The organism is Exiguobacterium sp. FD-YE-25-4 (assembly GCF_057004685.1).
In genome coordinates this window covers 35,001-52,762 of the sequence record NZ_CM168041.1, presented here as the reverse complement: position 1 = coordinate 52,762, position 17,762 = coordinate 35,001, and the positions used below count along the sequence as shown (strand labels likewise).

Here is a 17,762-nt window from a genome sequence, read left to right as displayed (position 1 = left end):
ATTCCTCCATTCCATCTGATTGCTACAAAAAAAGCACGGGCTCACTTTTGTGGCCGTGCTTTCGGGATTCGAATCCGAATTTCAACAAATTCATCTTCTTCGACTTCCTCGGTTTGGACTTCGATGCCGGTTTTACCGATCAAGCTGACCGAGTCCCGGATCGTGTTGATAGCGATTCGCGTATCTCTAGCAAAACTTTTCGTCCGACGGCGCTGTTTTTTCGGTTTCCGTTTCTCTTCCTCAATCGGTGTCGTCAAAAATTCGACGCGTTCTTCCGTCTCTTTGACGTTAAAGTCTTGTTCTAAAATTTCCATGAGCACTTGGATTTGAAGACCGGACTCTTTGAGCGGTAAAAGCGCCCGGGCATGACGTTCGTTGATTTGACGATCACGCAAACATTGCTTCACATCTTCCGGTAATTTTAATAGACGCAATTTATTGGCAATTGTCGACTGACTTTTGCCAAGACTCTTCGCAAGTGCGGCTTGTGTCAGTCCGTTCATTGCGAGCAGACGATCATATGCTTCCGCTTCCTCGATTGGACTGAGCTGTTCCCGTTGCAAGTTTTCAATCAGCGCCAAGGCAGCTGTCGTATCGTCATCCATCTCTCGGACGATAGCCGGAATGACAGACCATCCGAGCGACTTAACAGCCCGGAAACGACGCTCCCCAGCGATAATCTCGTAGCGATCCCCTTCCGCCTTGCGAACGACAATCGGCTGCAAAAGACCATGTTCGTCAATCGTGACGGCCAATTCGTCAATTTTAGCCGGCTCGAATACTTTACGCGGTTGATAACGGTTCGGTAAAAGCAACGATAAGGCAATTTCTTGGACAGCATCATTCGATTTGACTTCTGCCAGTTCCGCGACGGCTACTTCCGGACGACTTCCAAACAGTTTAGCAATTGTTTTCTTCAACGTCGGCACCCCTTTATGTAAAAAATAAGCAGATTCCACTACCGGAATCTGCTTTTGGTTTCACGTGAAACACTATTGCTCAGATTAGCGGCTCTTTCGCCGGTGTACCCGCTTTACGTGGATATTTCCCAGGCGTTTTTCGTAATTTATCTACAATTACGATATTACGCTCACTCATCTCTCCTGGCAATAGGAACTGGTGTGTCGTTTTTATTTCCCCACCGAGCACGGCCAAGGCGTTTTTCGCATCGATAAGCTCGTCAGAAACCTTCGCTGCTTTGAGCGCTACGAACGTTCCGCCGACTTTTGCGAGCGGTAAACAGTACTCGGCGAGCACCGTCATCCGGGCAACTGCACGGGCGGTTACGACATCAAATTGTTCACGAAATTTTCTATTTTTTCCAAACTCTTCGGCGCGTCCGTGATGGAACGCGACACCTTCTAGCCCGAGCGCGAGCGCGAGTTCGTTTAAGAACGTGATTCGCTTGTTGAGCGAGTCAATAATCGTTACATGAAGGTGCGGGAATAGAATTTTGAGCGGCAAGCTCGGGAATCCTGCCCCGGCACCGACGTCACAGACGGTCTCGACGTTTGAGAAATCGAAATGGAACGCCGCGCTAAGCGAGTCGTAGAAATGCTTCAAATACACTTCTTCCTTATCTGTGATCGCCGTCAAATTCATCTTCTCATTCCACTCGACGAGCATCTCGAAATACAGTTCGAACTGAGCGAGTTGTTTCTCGCTCAATTCAAATCCTTCTGCCTGCAACGCCTCAATAAATTGGGATTGGTTCATCGTTTCACTCCACTGTCGCGTATTGTCCTTGCTCGATATAGACAAGAAGGATCGAAACGTCCGCCGGGTTTACCCCGGAAATACGTGACGCTTGTCCAATCGAGAGCGGACGAACTTGTTTTAGTTTTTGTTTCGCTTCCGTCGCAAGACCACCGATTGCATCGTAATCGAGTTTCTCCGGAATCCGTTTTTCTTCCATCCGACGCATCTTCTCGACTTGCTCGAGCTGCTTCGAGATGTAGCCTTCGTATTTCACTTGAATCTCGACTTGCTCCGCCACTTCAAACGGCACTTCGATCGGGGCCGGTGCAAAGCGCATGAGCGTCGCGTACGTCACTTCTGGCCGCTTCAAAAGAATACTGGCATGTGTCGCTTCTTTGAGCGGGTTCGCGCCAACTTCTTCGAGCACGGCGTTCACGTCAGCCGACGGTTTGATGACGAGTCCGTTGAGACGTTTTACTTCTGCCGCAATCGCGACTCGTTTGTCTTCAAGATGGGCATGACGCTCTGGTGACAATAGACCGACTTCATGACCGATGTCGCTCAAGCGAAGGTCCGCATTGTCGTGACGCAGGAGCAACCGATACTCGGCACGGGATGTGAGCAAGCGATACGGCTCGTTCGTCCCTTTCGTCACGAGGTCGTCAATCAAGACGCCGATATACGCCTGTGAGCGGTCCAAGATGACCGGATCTTTGCCGAGCACTTGGCATGCGGCGTTGATTCCGGCCATGATTCCTTGTCCGGCCGCTTCTTCATAGCCGCTCGTCCCGTTGATTTGACCTGCCGTGAACAATCCGCCGACCGTCTTCGTCTCGAGTGTCGGCCAAAGTTGCGTCGGCACGACCGCATCGTACTCAATCGCATATCCAGGGCGCATCATCTCTGAGTTCTCAAGTCCAGGAATCGTCCGGAGCATTTGATGCTGAACGTCTTCCGGCATACTCGTCGAGAAGCCTTGAACGTAAATCTCTTCCGTGTCGCGACCTTCTGGCTCGAGGAAGATTTGGTGACGCGGTTTATCGTTAAACCGGACGACTTTATCTTCAATCGATGGGCAGTAACGCGGGCCCGTCCCTTTAATGGCACCCGAGTACATCGGCGAACGGTGCAAGTTCTCGTCGATCAATTGGTGTGTCCGCTCGCTCGTGTAGGTGAGCCAGCACGGGATTTGCTCGATCGGGTCGAGGTCTTGCGACGTGTAAGAGAAGAGCGACGGATTGTCGTCCCCTGGTTGAATCTCCGTCTTCGAGTAATCGATCGTCTTGCCGTCGATGCGTGGTGGTGTCCCCGTTTTGAAACGGACGAGTTCGAGCCCGAGCTCTTCTAAATGCTTCGACAATTCGACCGAAGGCATCTGGTTGTTCGGACCGCTCTCATACGACAATTCGCCGATGATGATTTGACCGCGCATGAACGTACCCGTCGTGACGATGACCGCTTTCGAGCGGTACTCCGAACCGGTATTCGTGACGACACCGGCGACTTTCCCGTCTTCGATGAGAAGTCGTTCGACGAGCGCTTGACGAAGCAATAGGTTCGGTTCGTCTTCAAGCACTTTCTTCATATGATTTTGGTATTGGAATTTGTCCGCTTGCGCTCGTAATGCGCGCACTGCTGGACCTTTTGATGTGTTGAGCATCTTCATTTGAATGTATGTCGCATCGATCGCCTTCGCCATCTCGCCGCCGAGGGCATCGATTTCGCGAACGACGATCCCTTTCGCGGGACCACCGATCGATGGGTTGCAGTACATGAATCCGACCATATCCGGATTCATCGTGAGCATCGCCGTTTTCGCGCCCATGCGTGCCGACGCCAGTGCGGCCTCGATCCCTGCATGACCGGCTCCGATGACGATGACATCAAACTCGCCTGCCGTGTAAGCCATAGTTGTTCCTCCTTATTATTTCCCAAGACAAAACTGTGAAAAGAGTTGATCAATCAAACTTTCTTGAACGGTGTCCCCGTTGATCTCGCCGAGCGTGTCCCACGCCCGTCGCAAATCGATTTGGACCATATCGATCGGCAAATTCATGACGGCACTTCCGAGCGCCTCATCGATTTGTTCGATCGTCCGTTTGATGAGTTGAATGTGTCGTGCGTTCGAGATATATGTCATATCCTGTGATTCGACGCCTTTAGCGAAGAACAAGTTCGAGATCGCCTTCTCCAATGCGTCGATTCCCTCTTCTAATAAGAGAGACGTCGCCACGATCGGGCGACCTGCCGCTAGTTTCTCCAGCTTAGAAGAATCCATACTTTGTGGCAAGTCCGTCTTATTGATGATGATGATCGCATTCATACCAGCAATCGCCTCAAACAAGGCCTCATCCTCGACAGTCAGACCTTCGTGCCCGTTCAAGACGAGCAAAATCAAGTCCGCGCCCGTGAGCGCCTTGCGCGATTTCTCGACACCGATCCGCTCGACGATGTCTTCCGTCTCGCGAATCCCTGCCGTATCAATCAATTTGAGCGGAACGCCTTTGACGTTCACATACTCTTCAATCGTATCGCGCGTCGTGCCGGCGATTTCCGTGACAATCGCTTTCGTCTCTTGAACGAGCGTGTTCATGAGCGATGACTTGCCGACGTTCGGCCGACCGATAATCGCTGTCGCGAGACCTTCCCGCAAGATTTTCCCTTGTCGCGCCGTCTCAAGCAGTTGCTCGAGCACACGCTTCACTTCGCCCGCCTTGTCTTCGACGATGGCCTGGGTCATCTCTTCGGCGTCGTATTCCGGGTAGTCGATATTGACCTCGACCGCCGCAATCGTCTCAAGCAACAATTGACGCAACTCGCGGACAAGCCGTGACAAACGTCCTTCCATTTGTGACATGGCGACGTTCATGGCCCGATCCGTTTTGGCACGAATCAAATCCATGACGGCCTCGGCTTGCGACAAATCGATGCGTCCATTTAAAAAGGCGCGTTTCGTGAACTCGCCCGGTTCTGCCAAGCGGATGTCCGGTTGTTCAAGAATCAGTTCGAGGACACGATTGACCGCGACGATTCCTCCGTGGCAATTGATTTCGACGACGTCTTCTCGCGTGAACGTCTTCGGTGCGCGCATGATGCTCACCATGACTTCATCGACGACCTCGTCCGTGCCAGGACGTTTCAATTTTCCGTAATGGATCGTATGTGACTCCACTTTCGTCAAATCTTTTCCAGAAAACACACGGCCCACCGTCTCGACGGCGCGGTCACCGGACAAGCGGACGATTCCGATTGCCCCTTCACCCATCGGCGTCGAAATCGCCGTAATCGTGTCAAACTCTAGCATCATCTTTCCCTCCCATACTTCTTACTACTTCCTCTATCTTATGCATAACGCACCTACTATACACGATATTTGTCTCGAACGAAAGAGTCCGACCTCTCGAGCAACGGTTGCATTTCAAGGAATTACTTTAGTACAATAAAGGAATATATTTCCATGGAGGACGTGATGAAATGCGACAGCAAGATGCCATCGCCACATTGACCGACAGCCTCATCTCCGACAAGGATGTGCAGGCCATTTTCTTGAAAGGATCGTTCGGACGTGGTGAAGCGGACGAACATTCCGATGTCGACTTGTACGTCATGGTCGCCCCTGACAGCCTGAATGAGTTCTTGCCGCGCCGCCGCGACCATCTGGCCACATATCGCCCGATCCTGCTCGAGGACGAAATCGATATCGTGGCCCCGCAACTGATCGTCGTCTATGATGATTTCTTGCATCTCGACTTCTTCACGGTGACGGCGGACACGTTGAACCATCAAGACACAATTACGGTGCTGTACGATCCGGAACACCGACTGCAACATCACCCGAGTTCGCTCACTTTATCGGTTGAAGATTTGAGCGGACACGTGTTTGATGCGATTTGGTTCTTTTTCCAATATACGAAAGCCCGTGACCGCGGCAACGATGTCTGGGCCGTCGAGATGCTCCGGCAAGGCATGAGTCATTTCGCTTACGCACTTGCCGCTCATTACGAACCCGAACGGGCCGCACTCGGGTTGAAAGACGTGGCCGCCCGGCAGCGGATTGAAATCCGGACCTTTTATGAAGCGTTGACACCCGACCATCATGCGACAGCCGCTCGCTGGTATATCTCCCGTCTCGAAGCCGAGCGTCCCTTCTTCGAGACGACCGTTGCGTTCGAAGTGATTCGTCCGTTTTTGGACCGACTCGTCATCCGTGAAAAAAGCCGCTCCTGATGTGAGCGGCTTTCGTTTATGCTTGCTGACGTCTCGACGAGCGGAGCGTGAAATAGAGCACCCATTCGATCACCCCGACGGCGATGAGAAAACCGCCGAACAATTGGAACAAGACGAGCAGGCTATCGAACGGGTTCGCCAACATGAGCAGGCCAATCCCAATCCACAATAGACTGCTCAGCATGAAGTACATCCACCGATTGGCGATCGTCCGGCGAAATCCGACGGCTTGAATCAACCGGATGATCCCCCCGAACAAGAAGAGGGCACCGATGAAGATTGGAAGCAGGCTCGCTAACGTCTCGGCGAAGAAAAAGACGATCAAGGCGATCAATAGATAGATGATTCCCATAAAAAAGCCGGGTGGGAGGCCATTTCGTTTGTGGCGCAACCCTTGAACGATGGCGATTAGACCGATGATGGCAAAATAAGCCGCGACCACATAGACAATCGCATCAAAAAAGAAACGTGGATATAAGATGATGAGTAAACCGATGATGACATAAAGTGCTGCCTGAATGAATGTCGACCGTTCCAACCGTTTGATAAGCGTCTCCATTTGAAAGACCCCTTTCCGATGTAACGAAGTAGACCACTTCTTCCTTTATTCCCGTATTCGGCCCTTATCCATCCGAAGCGACAAAAAAAGGCTGTGGATTGGTTATCCACAGCCTTAGGATTTATTTACGTTTTTTCTTTTTCGTCTTCTTCTCTTCTTCAGCAAGCGCGGCACGTTCTGCTTCTTTCGCCGCAATCTTCGCTTCAGCTTGGACTTTCATCTTCTCACGCATCGGGAGCATGATTGCCATCGTCACGATGATCGAGATGATGTAACCGACGACCCAGTACATCGAGAGGGCAGCCGGAAGGGTAATCGACATGACGAAGATCATCACCGGGAAGATGTAGAGCATCATTTTCAATTGTGGGTTTTGTTCTTGGCCCGCCATTGAAATTTTTTGCTGTGCAAACGTCAAGATTGCCGCGAGAATCGGCAAGATGAACGTCGGATCTGGTGCCCCGAGGTCGAACCAAAGGAACTGCGCTTCAAAGATTTCAGGTGTCCGACGGATCGCATCGTAGAACGCGAAGAGGATCGGCATTTGAATCAAAATTGGCAAGCAGCCCGCGAGCGGGTTGATTTGATACTCTTGATACATCTTCATCATTTCTTCTTGAAGCTTGCGTTGCGTCTCTTGGTCTTTCGAGCTGTACTTCTCACGAAGCTTGAGCATTTCCGGTTGCAACACTTGCATCGCACCCATGCTCTTCGTCTGCTTGATCATAAGCGGTAAAATCAAGAGACGAACGATAATCGTCGCAACGATGATCGAGTATCCGTACTGCCACGTCCCACCGATTAAGTAAGCCGCTTCTTTCAACAACCATGCCAATGGCCAAACAAAGTATTTCGACCAGAAGCCTTCCGTCTCAGCCGTGATCGGCTCTCCTTGGATCGTCGATGGGTCGACACAACCAGCCATCAACATGATGACGCCGGTCATGACGGCCAACAATCCTAATTTTAGCTTTTTGCTCATAGTTCCTCCTACGCTTTCTTTATCGATTCTTTTGTTTCATCACACGTCTATCGGTCAATCCTAATTAGTTCGCGTTATATATGAAAGAACGAGCTCGGATTGTTACGATCGATCGACTTGTCTCTGCTTCCAAACTTTAGCCCGTTTAAAGACGTGTTTCAAGCTTTCCGTCACTTCATCTTGTGTAAGGGACGTCGCAGGTTTGCGCGCAATGATGACGTAATTGTGCGGAGCCACGTTTGGTTCGAGCAAGCGAAGTGATTCACGCATCAATCGTTTCATCCGGTTTCGTTCCACGGCATTTCCAAGCTTTTTACTGACCGAAAGTCCGACCCGGAAGTGCGCTTGATCCGCTTTTTGCGTGTAGACGACAAACTGACGATTGGCCACGGAGCGTCCTTCACGAAACACCGCTTGGAACTCTTCATTCTTTTGCAGGCGGTATTCTTTTTTCAAAATTCTCACTCCATCCTTCACTTCAAAAATCGTCAACTAACATCATACCATATCCCATTCGTTTCAACGAGGGCGAATCAGCTTTTTCCGTCCGTTTGTGTGACTTCTGTGACGATATAAAAAAAGATTGCCCAAGGAAAAATCCTCGGGCAATCTCATGATCTTTATTAGACAGTCAAGGCTTTGCGGCCTTTACGACGGCGAGCTGCAAGAATGTTGCGGCCGTTTTTAGTCGCCATGCGAGCACGGAATCCGTGGACTTTCTTACGCTTACGGTTGTTAGGATTGAAAGTTGGTTTCATGGTTAAAGCACCTCCTCAAGGTTAACGCTCTATTAGCAAGTTATAGTTTCATTTAAGGCAGTCTTTAAGATTATATAAACAGTTCCCCAGATTGTCAATGAATTTTCGTTAGGTTTTCCATTAGGGCGAAATCAATTGCCAGGGGAGGGGGAGACGATCTCTGGATGGCACGATTTAGAAGAAACGGAAGCGTTAAGTAACATCGAGAATTAACAATCTTACAGTGACTTTTTTACAAACAGCTGTCTTAAGCCATTTTATCCACATATCCCAAGAGTTATCCACACTTATATGTGAATAACTCCTTCTTTTTCAACAAATTAAGCATGCCGTTTTTTAATTTTTCATTTTCTTCTCTTAAAAAAATATTCTTCTCCATTCCTTCTTCCTCTTTTGTGTATAACTTTTCTGACCACAACTTTGCTTACTAACAATTATCCACAACATATCCACAGTTTATCCACACTGTACACAGCATGTGGATAACTGCCTGTGGATTCTTTTGGTCGTCTGTGGATAAATATCAAAAACCGTTGCCACGTCTATTTTATTTTGATAAACTGAATGTGCACAAACTTGTGGATGAACTTTTAGCAATTCCAAGATATACACAGGCTGTGGATAACTGTTATCCCCAACATCAACACCATGTGGATAACGTTATCCACAGTTTTTGTTCTCTGGGGATAACCCTAGTATCTACTATAGAATAGTGAATGTGTATATCATGTGAATAAGTTTCGCCAACATGTGAGTAAAGGAGGTCTTTCATTGAAGAATGCTCGCGAGATTTGGAGAAATGTTTTATCTCTGATTGAAGAAGAGGAACGAACGCCAAAAGCCAGCTTTGATATGTGGTTGAAATCAACAGAAGGAATTTCGTTGATGGGGACGACGCTCGTCGTATCCGCACCAGCCAGTTTCATTGTGACTTGGCTTGAACGTCAGTACTTGTCATTGTTACAAGATACGATTGAAGAAGTGACAAACAACAAGCTTGAGATTCATTTTATCGAAGAGTCGCAAGCACACAAGTATGCACCTGCGGATGGATCGAAAGAAACGATTGCTGCCACAGAAATGAAAGAACAGCCGCTTCCAGTACTGCCAAAAGAGGAAGGGAACCTCGGACAACTGAATGACAAATACATTTTCGAGACATTTGTCATCGGCTCCGGAAACCGGTTTGCCCATGCCGCCTCGCTCGCCGTGGCGGAAGCTCCGGCCCGTGCCTATAACCCGCTCTTCATTTATGGGGGAGTCGGACTCGGCAAGACGCATTTGATGCATGCGATTGGGCATTACGTGAAAGGGCAAAAGCCTGGCGCACGAATTGCTTACGTATCATCTGAAAAGTTCACAAATGAGTTCATCAACTCGATTCGTGACAATAAGACCGAAGAGTTCCGTAACCGTTATCGGAACATCGATGTCCTCTTGATTGATGACATTCAGTTCTTGGCCGGTAAAGAGCAGACGCAGGAAGAGTTCTTCCATACGTTCAATGCGCTTCATAACGACCAAAAACAGATTGTGATTTCTAGCGACCGACCGCCTAAAGAGATCCCGACGCTCGAAGATCGTCTTCGTTCGCGGTTCGAATGGGGTCTTATCACAGATATCACACCGCCTGACCTCGAAACGCGGATTGCCATCTTACGTAAGAAGGCGACAGCAGAAGGGCTTGATATCGCAAACGACGTCATGCTGTACATCGCCAATCAAATCGACACGAACATTCGTGAACTCGAAGGGGCGTTGACGCGCGTCGTCGCCTACGCCAAACTCGTCGGTCGTCCGATTGATCCGGATGTCGCTGCCGAAGCGTTGCACAATATCATGCCGGTCCAAGAAGCGAAGAAGATCGTCATTCGTGACATTCAAGAGATCGTCGGTCGTCACTTTAATATTGAAGTCGATGAGCTGAAAGCGAAGAAACGGACGAAGACGCTCGCATTCCCTCGTCAAATCGCGATGTACTTGTCCCGTGAGATGACGGAAAGCTCGCTTCCTAAGATAGGAGAAGAGTTCGGCGGACGTGATCACACGACCGTTATCCACGCTCATGAGAAAATTAGTACGTTACTCAAGCATGATCCAGAGATGCAAGAGACGATTCAGACACTAAAGAAGGCTTTGTCCTAACGTCTTATGTTTCGCTGTGGATATCCTGTGGATAAACCCACATAGTTATCCACATGTTATTCACAGGCAGAATGGCTTAGTACGAGTGGTTCAAGTGACTTATCCCCAGTATCCACAGCCCTTATTACTATTATGACTTAAATAATACTATTATTATTAAACTATATGACTCAGTTCACTTAGGAGGAATTATCCACATGCACTTAACGATTCAGCGAGATGTATTCATGCAAGCCGTACAAGACGTATCGAAGGCCGTTGCTTCTAGAACGACGATTCCAATCCTCACAGGTTTAAAGCTTGAGGCTCATGCCGATGGGTTGACACTCACAGGAAGTGATACCGAGATTTCAATCGAACGCTTAATCCCGATTGAAGAAGGCGGAATCGAACTCATTCAAATCCAACGAGCAGGCAGCGTCGTGCTCAATGCGCGCTTCCTTGGCGAAATTGTTAAAAAGTTGCCGACGAATGAAGTGACACTTGAAGTGTCTCCAAACTTTATGACGCGGATTGAGTCAGGACAAGCCGAATTCCACTTGAACGGACTCGACCCAGATGAATACCCACGTCTTCCTGAGCTTTCAAGCGAGCGTCGTTTTTACTTGCCGGCTGATTTGTTGAAGACAATCATCCGCCAGACGAGCTTCGCTGTATCAGCTCAAGAGACACGTCCCGTTCTTACAGGGGTTAACTTCTCAGCTGAAAAAGGATTTTTGACTTGTGTCGCCACGGATAGCCACCGTTTAGCCCTCCGTCGGGCACGGTTCGAGACCGACAACGATTTGACGTTCCAAAACGTTGTCGTACCGGGCCGCTCATTGAACGAGCTCGCTAAATTGCTCGACCGCGAAGAATTGCCAGTCGAGATTGTTTTGACGGATCAACAAATTTTATTCCGAATGAAAAACATCTCGTTCTTCTCACGTCTCTTAGACGGGGCGTACCCGGACACATCACGTTTGATTCCGGAAGAATACCGGACAGCGGTCCGTTTGAACGCTAAAGATTTCTTGCAGGCAATTGACCGAGCCTCGCTGCTCGCCCGGGCCGATCGCAACAACGTCATTAAATTTGTCGCGGAAGAAGCGACGACGGTTGAAGTTTCGTCCCACTCTCCAGAAGTCGGGAAAGTGTCAGAACGCGTCAGCATCCTGTCGCTTGAAGGAGAAGAGTTAAAAATTTCATTCAACTCTAAATTTGTGATGGATGCACTCCGTGCGCTTGATGCTTCAGAAATCGAAATCCAGTTTACGGGTTCGATGCGACCGTTCATCTTGCGTCCGGTCGAACAGGATAGCGTCCTTCAGTTGATCTTGCCAGTCCGTACGTCTTAAATCTGACGGAGCGGATTCGGGGATGATGAGGTGTTTCACCTTATCATCCCCGTTTTTGCCTTATTCGACGTTTTTCGATAAACTAATAAGTATGGCGATTTTTTGTACTAAGTATGAAAGAAAGGAAGTGACGACATGCAAAAAGTGTCGATTACAACCGAGTATGTAACACTCGGACAATTTTTGAAGTTGGCTGATATTATTTCAAGCGGAGGCCAAGCGAAGTTCTTTTTAGAGGACGTTCAGATCAAAGTGAACGGCGAGGTCGATCAACGTCGCGGACGGAAACTACGGGATGGGGATACGATCGAAGTCGAAGGCTTCGGAGACTTCCAAATCGAGGGGAACTAACGTGCACTTAAAGTCGATCCGATTGCAAAACTACCGCAACTACGAAACCCTCGAGCTAGATTTTTCAGAACAGACGAACGTTCTCATCGGGGAAAATGCCCAAGGGAAAACGAATCTACTCGAATCGATTTACGTACTTGCGCTCGCGAAGTCACATCGGACGACGCAAGACCGTGAACTGATCGGCTGGGAAGCGGATGCTGCGATGGTCGAAGGGCGGATTCATAAACGGACCGGTGAGACGGTCCAATCGCTCACGTTTTCACCGAAAGGGAAAAAAGCGAAATTGAACCATCTCGAACAACGTCGTCTCAGCGACTACGTCGGGGCCTTCAACGTCGTACTGTTCGCACCAGAAGACCTCGCCATCGTCAAAGGCAGCCCGCAAGGACGACGTCGGTTTTTAGATATGGAGATCGGGCAAGTGAGTCCTGTTTATCTACATGAATTAAACCAGTACTTGAAGACGCTAAAGCAACGAAACGCCCTGTTGAAACAGCTCTCAATCAAAGGCGGGGATGAGACACTGCTCGAGGTACTCACCGATCAAATGATTGAACTTGCGGTGAAAATCGTTTCACGGCGCCATCATTTCATCGATCAACTCGAAAAATGGGCCGGGCCGATTCACGCCGGCATCACGCGAAACTTGGAGACACTGACGATTCAGTACGTATCGGATACATTCCAAAAAGAACGTTACCCAAAAGATGCGATGTTTGAAACGTATCGTCGAAAGTTTGATAAAATAAGAGAGAACGAACGAAGACGAGGTGTGACGTTATTTGGTCCGCATCGAGATGATTTTGAGTTGTACGTCAACAATCGCAATGTCCAAACGTTCGGTTCGCAAGGTCAGCAGCGCACAGCGGCTTTGTCTTTAAAGCTAGCGGAGATTGAACTGATTCACGAAGAGGTCGGGGAATATCCGCTGCTCTTGTTAGATGACGTGTTATCTGAATTAGACGACCATCGCCAAACCCATCTGCTCGATACGATGGGCCAAAAAGTCCAAACGATTATCACGACAACCAATATTGATGGGATCGCTCACGAAACGATTCAACAAGCAAAGGTGTTTCACGTGAAACAGGGCGAAGTTGAAACAGAATCTGTATGAAGTAAGACCAATCCATATGAACACCAATTCATGTATAGTAGGTGAATGAAACCGATGAGTAACGAAAACGAAAAACAAATGCAAGATTATGGTGCCGATCAGATTCAAGTACTTGAAGGGTTAGAAGCTGTTCGCAAACGCCCGGGGATGTATATCGGTTCGACGAGCTCACGAGGACTCCATCACTTAGTATGGGAAATCGTCGATAACTCGATTGACGAAGCACTCGCGGGACACTGTGACACGATTACGGTCACGGTCGAGCCGGGTAACTCAGTCGTCGTTGAAGACAACGGGCGAGGCATCCCGGTCGATGTTCAAAAGAAAACGGGACGTCCAGCCGTTGAAGTCATTTTCACGGTCCTTCACGCCGGAGGTAAATTCGGTGGTGGCGGATATAAAGTCTCAGGCGGTCTGCACGGCGTCGGAGCCTCGGTCGTTAACGCCTTGTCGACGAAACTTGAAGTGTTCGTTCGCCGTAACGGCAACGTCTACTACCAATCATTCAAACGCGGTGTTCCACAAGGAGAACTCGAAATCGTTGGTACGACTGATACGACGGGTACGACTGTCCGTTTCTTCCCGGACGGCGATATCTTTGAGGAGACGCTCGAATACGACTTTGATTTACTCGCCACACGTCTGCGCGAACTTGCCTTCCTGAACAAAGGGCTTCGCATCGTCGCAAAAGACGAGCGCAGTGATGAGACGATTGAACGCAACTATCATTACGAGGGCGGAATCAAGTCATACGTTGAACACTTGAACCGCTCAAAAGCCTCAATCCACGATGAGCCTGTCTATGTACATGGCACGAAGGATGGGATTGAAGTTGAGATCGCGCTTCAGTACAACGAAGGATTTGCGAGCAACATCTATTCATTCACGAACAACATCCCGACCCACGAGGGCGGAACGCACGAGACAGGGTTCAAAACGGCACTGACTCGTTCGATCAACGACTATGCAAAACGCTTCGGTCTCATGAAAGAAGCCGATGGTAGCTTGTCAGGGGATGACGTACGTGAAGGATTGACGGCGATTGTCTCGGTCAAACACCCATCGCCACAGTTCGAGGGTCAAACGAAGACAAAGCTCGGCAACGCTGACGCTCGTACAGCGACAGACTCGCTCTTCACAGACACGTTTGAGCAGTTCTTGCTTGAGAACCCGTCTGTCGGGCGATTGATTGTCGACAAAGGTTTAATGGCGGCACGTGCTCGTCTTGCAGCGAAACGTGCTCGTGAAATGACTCGCCGAAAAGGAATCCTCGAAGTCAGTTCATTGCCTGGGAAACTAGCAGACTGTTCATCGAAAGATGCATCGAAGTCTGAATTGTACATCGTTGAGGGTGACTCGGCCGGTGGCTCTGCAAAATCAGGTCGCGATCGTCACTTCCAAGCGATCTTGCCGATTCGAGGTAAAATCATCAACGTCGAAAAAGCGAGACTTGATAAGATTTTAGCCAACCAAGAAGTTCGTACAATTATAACGGCGCTCGGGACTGGGATCGCGGAAGAGTTCGATCTCGCGAAGGCGCGGTACCATAAATTGATTATCATGACCGATGCCGACGTCGATGGAGCCCACATTCGGACACTGCTCTTGACGTTCTTCTACCGTTACATGCGTCCGCTCGTTGAAAGCGGCTATGTGTATATCGCGCAACCGCCACTTTACGGCTTGAAGCACGGAAAAGACGTCACCTACGTCCAAAATGAACGGGAACTGCAAGAAGCGATTAAACAGCTTCCAGAAAGTGCTCGTTACAGTGTACAGCGTTACAAAGGTCTCGGTGAGATGGACCCTGAACAGCTGTGGAGCACGACGATGAATCCAGAGACACGCTCGATGCTTCGTGTCGACCTTCAAGACGCCATTGAGGCGGATGAGATTTTTGAAACACTCATGGGTGACAATGTCGAGCCGCGACGTGACTTCATCCAATCACATGCGCATTACGTGAAAAACCTCGATATTTAAAAAGAAGGGTAGGCAATAACGAATGGCAGAACAAGAAAATATCAAGGATATAAATATTAGCCAAGAGATGCGCACCTCGTTCATGGACTATGCGATGAGCGTAATCGTGTCACGTGCCCTCCCAGATGTACGAGACGGTTTGAAGCCGGTTCACCGCCGCATTCTTTATGCGATGAACGAACTTGGAATTCGTGCTGACAAGCCCCATAAGAAATCGGCGCGTGTTGTCGGTGACGTTATCGGTAAGTATCACCCGCACGGTGACTCTGCCGTTTACGAGACGATGGTTCGGATGGCGCAAGACTTTAGTTACCGTTACGAACTCGTAGATGGCCACGGAAACTTTGGTTCTGTCGACGGTGACTCGGCGGCAGCGATGCGTTACACAGAAGCGCGGATGTCGAAAATCGCGATGGAACTCGTCCGTGATATCGGGAAGAATACAATCGATTACCAACCGAACTTTGACGGGGAAGAAAAAGAACCGGTCGTCATGCCTGCCCGGTTCCCGAACTTCTTGGTTAATGGAACGAGCGGGATTGCAGTCGGGATGGCCACGAACGTACCGCCGCATAACTTGAACGAAGTGATTGATGGGGTGCTTGCATTGACGCATAATCCGGATATCACGATTTCTGAGTTGATGCAGCATATTCCTGGTCCTGATTTCCCGACAGCTGGTGAGATTTTAGGACGTAGCGGAATTCGCCGCGCCTATGAGACGGGTCGTGGATCGATCACGATGCGTGCCAAAGCTGAGATCGAAGTGTTGAAAAATGGCCGTGAGCGCATTCTCGTTCATGAAATCCCGTATCAAGTGAACAAAGCGCGCCTCGTCGAAAAGATTGCCGATTTGGTACGCGACAAGAAAATCGAAGGCATCACCGACCTTCGTGACGAATCAGACCGTAACGGGATGCGTGTCGTCATCGAAGTACGCCGCGATGCGAATGCCAGCGTCATTTTGAACAACTTGTACAAACAGACGCCGATGCAAACGACGTTTGGGGTCAACATGCTCGCCCTCGTCGGCGGTCGACCGAAGACACTCAACTTGAAGCAGGCGATTTATTACTATATCGAGCACCAAAAAGAAGTCGTTCGTCGTCGGACACAATTCGACCTCGACAAGGCTGAGGCACGTGCGCACATCCTTGAAGGATTGCGCGTGGCACTCGATCATTTGGACGAAGTCATCGCCATCATCCGTAGTACACGGACCGGTGACGAGGCTCGCGAGAAGTTGATTGCCCGTTTCGGGTTATCGACCGAGCAGACACAAGCGATTCTCGATATGCGTCTTCAACGTTTGACTGGACTTGAGCGTGAGAAAATCGAAGGCGAGTATCGTGAGATTCGTGCCTTGATCGAAGAACTTCGTGCCATTTTAGGGGACGAAGAGCTCTTGCTCCAAATCATCCGCAACGAGTTGACAGAAATCAAAGAGCGTTACGGCGATCCACGTCGGACGGTAATCCGTACGGACATCATCGAACTCGAAGATGAAGATTTGATTCCGGTCCGTGACATGATGATCACACTTACGAGTGAAGGATACATCAAGTCGATCCCGAGTGACTCATATCGTACGCAACGCCGTGGTGGACGAGGGAAACAAGGAATGGGCACGAACGATGAAGACTTCGTGTTACGTCTTTTGTCTGCATCTACGCATGATACGATTCTCTTCTTTACGAATTTCGGCCGTGTCTTCCGCTTGAAAGGCTATGAGATTCCTGAGATGAGTCGGACTGCGAAAGGGATGCCGATTATCAACTTGCTCCAAGTCGATAAAGGCGAGAAAGTCGAAACGATGATTCCGGTCGATTTCCAAAGTTATTTGGCGGACAAGGCCATCGTCGAGGATGGCACTGAAGACTCGGAAGCGGAAGTGGCGGATGAGCAATTGTCGCTCGTATTCATTACGAAGCAAGGACTCGTTAAACGTTCACCGCTCTCGGCGTATGCCCGCATCAATAAAAATGGACTTCGTGCCATCAGTTTGAATGACACCGATGAACTCGTCACCGTTCGTCTCGCGAAGAGCGACGACGAAATGTTGATTGTGACCCGTGAAGGGATGTCGATTCGTTTCCCACTTGAAGGGGAAGTGCGTTCGATGGGCCGTACAGCTCGCGGCGTTCGTGCCATCCGATTGAAAAAGGACGATGATCAAGTTGTCTCGATGGAAATCGTACGACCGACACAAGACGTATTGATCATCACGGAAAAGGGTTACGGAAAACGTACCGCAATGGAGCAATTCCGTACGCAAGGTCGAGGTGGTTCTGGAATCATCGGAATCAAGACCGACCGCGGTACCGTCGTCGGTATGCGAGTCGTGGATGAGGACGACGATATCATGCTCATGACCGAGCTTGGTGTCGCCATTCGAATTGACGCACAGACGATTTCACAAATGGGTCGCAGTACGCGCGGTGTGAAAGTCATGAACATCGAGGATGGCGATCGCTTAGCGACCATCGCAAAATTGAAAAAAGATGAGCTAGAAGAGGAATCAGCAGATGAGATGGAGAATGGATTTGATGGTGAAGCACCAGAAACCGACCTATCGTCTGAAGTGACCGAATAAGGCGAAACA

General features: G+C 49.4%; 15 protein-coding genes. 7 read left to right on the top strand and 8 right to left on the bottom strand.

Annotation, left to right across the window (positions count from 1 at the left end):
• Positions 1-41 precede the first annotated feature (41 nt).
• From noc to mnmE, 4 genes are all read right to left on the bottom strand, one after another.
• The gene (noc, locus tag AC13H5_RS00275) at positions 42-920 is read right to left on the bottom strand and encodes a nucleoid occlusion protein (protein WP_214755117.1); all 879 of its coding nucleotides are present in this window, start codon (positions 918-920) and stop codon (positions 42-44) included.
• A gap of 79 nt (positions 921-999) precedes the next feature.
• Complete coding sequence (gene rsmG / locus AC13H5_RS00270) at positions 1,000-1,716, bottom strand: 16S rRNA (guanine(527)-N(7))-methyltransferase RsmG (RefSeq protein WP_214755119.1); 717 nt, start codon at positions 1,714-1,716, stop codon at positions 1,000-1,002.
• A gap of 4 nt (positions 1,717-1,720) precedes the next feature.
• Positions 1,721-3,607, bottom strand: a complete 1,887-nt coding sequence (gene mnmG / locus AC13H5_RS00265) for a tRNA uridine-5-carboxymethylaminomethyl(34) synthesis enzyme MnmG (protein ID WP_034780305.1) — start codon at positions 3,605-3,607, stop codon at positions 1,721-1,723.
• 15 nt (positions 3,608-3,622) lie between these two features.
• The gene (gene mnmE, locus AC13H5_RS00260) at positions 3,623-5,002 is read right to left on the bottom strand and encodes a tRNA uridine-5-carboxymethylaminomethyl(34) synthesis GTPase MnmE (protein WP_034780303.1); all 1,380 of its coding nucleotides are present in this window, start codon (positions 5,000-5,002) and stop codon (positions 3,623-3,625) included.
• Positions 5,003-5,172: 170 nt separating this feature from the next.
• Between mnmE and AC13H5_RS00255 the strand changes: the two genes are divergently transcribed.
• Positions 5,173-5,925: a nucleotidyltransferase domain-containing protein gene (locus AC13H5_RS00255; RefSeq protein ID WP_214824047.1), complete on the top strand. Its 753-nt coding sequence runs from the start codon at positions 5,173-5,175 to the stop codon at positions 5,923-5,925.
• 16 nt (positions 5,926-5,941) lie between these two features.
• Here the strand turns inward: AC13H5_RS00255 and AC13H5_RS00250 are convergent, their stop codons facing one another.
• The 4 genes from AC13H5_RS00250 to rpmH form a co-directional block, all read right to left on the bottom strand.
• Complete coding sequence (locus tag AC13H5_RS00250) at positions 5,942-6,484, bottom strand: HdeD family acid-resistance protein (RefSeq protein WP_138860250.1); 543 nt, start codon at positions 6,482-6,484, stop codon at positions 5,942-5,944.
• Positions 6,485-6,605: 121 nt separating this feature from the next.
• The gene (yidC, locus tag AC13H5_RS00245) at positions 6,606-7,466 is read right to left on the bottom strand and encodes a membrane protein insertase YidC (RefSeq protein WP_034780298.1); all 861 of its coding nucleotides are present in this window, start codon (positions 7,464-7,466) and stop codon (positions 6,606-6,608) included.
• Positions 7,467-7,568: 102 nt separating this feature from the next.
• Positions 7,569-7,922, bottom strand: a complete 354-nt coding sequence (rnpA, locus tag AC13H5_RS00240; protein WP_034780297.1) for a ribonuclease P protein component — start codon at positions 7,920-7,922, stop codon at positions 7,569-7,571.
• A gap of 167 nt (positions 7,923-8,089) precedes the next feature.
• Positions 8,090-8,224, bottom strand: a complete 135-nt coding sequence (gene rpmH, locus AC13H5_RS00235; protein WP_015880216.1) for a 50S ribosomal protein L34 — start codon at positions 8,222-8,224, stop codon at positions 8,090-8,092.
• 771 nt (positions 8,225-8,995) lie between these two features.
• On the opposite strand from rpmH, the gene dnaA reads away from it, so the two are divergent.
• The 6 genes from dnaA (at position 8,996) to gyrA (ending at position 17,753) form a co-directional block, all read left to right on the top strand.
• The gene (gene dnaA, locus AC13H5_RS00230; RefSeq protein WP_021067847.1) at positions 8,996-10,369 is read left to right on the top strand and encodes a chromosomal replication initiator protein DnaA; all 1,374 of its coding nucleotides are present in this window, start codon (positions 8,996-8,998) and stop codon (positions 10,367-10,369) included.
• A 197-nt stretch (positions 10,370-10,566) separates the two neighbouring features.
• Positions 10,567-11,706, top strand: a complete 1,140-nt coding sequence (dnaN, locus tag AC13H5_RS00225; RefSeq protein ID WP_034780296.1) for a DNA polymerase III subunit beta — start codon at positions 10,567-10,569, stop codon at positions 11,704-11,706.
• 135 nt (positions 11,707-11,841) lie between these two features.
• Positions 11,842-12,057 carry a S4 domain-containing protein YaaA gene (yaaA, locus tag AC13H5_RS00220; protein ID WP_034780295.1) on the top strand — a complete coding sequence of 72 codons (216 nt, stop codon included), beginning with the start codon at positions 11,842-11,844 and terminating at the stop codon, positions 12,055-12,057.
• Position 12,058: 1 nt separating this feature from the next.
• Entirely contained in the window at positions 12,059-13,177 is a 1,119-nt protein-coding gene (gene recF, locus AC13H5_RS00215; protein ID WP_034780294.1) for a DNA replication/repair protein RecF, read from the top strand.
• 54 nt (positions 13,178-13,231) lie between these two features.
• Complete coding sequence (gene gyrB / locus AC13H5_RS00210; protein ID WP_483546112.1) at positions 13,232-15,160, top strand: DNA topoisomerase (ATP-hydrolyzing) subunit B; 1,929 nt, start codon at positions 13,232-13,234, stop codon at positions 15,158-15,160.
• Positions 15,161-15,182: 22 nt separating this feature from the next.
• Positions 15,183-17,753 (top strand): DNA gyrase subunit A, encoded by a 2,571-nt coding sequence (gene gyrA / locus AC13H5_RS00205; RefSeq protein ID WP_034780292.1) that lies wholly within the window; start codon positions 15,183-15,185, stop codon positions 17,751-17,753.
• Positions 17,754-17,762: the final 9 nt, after the last annotated feature.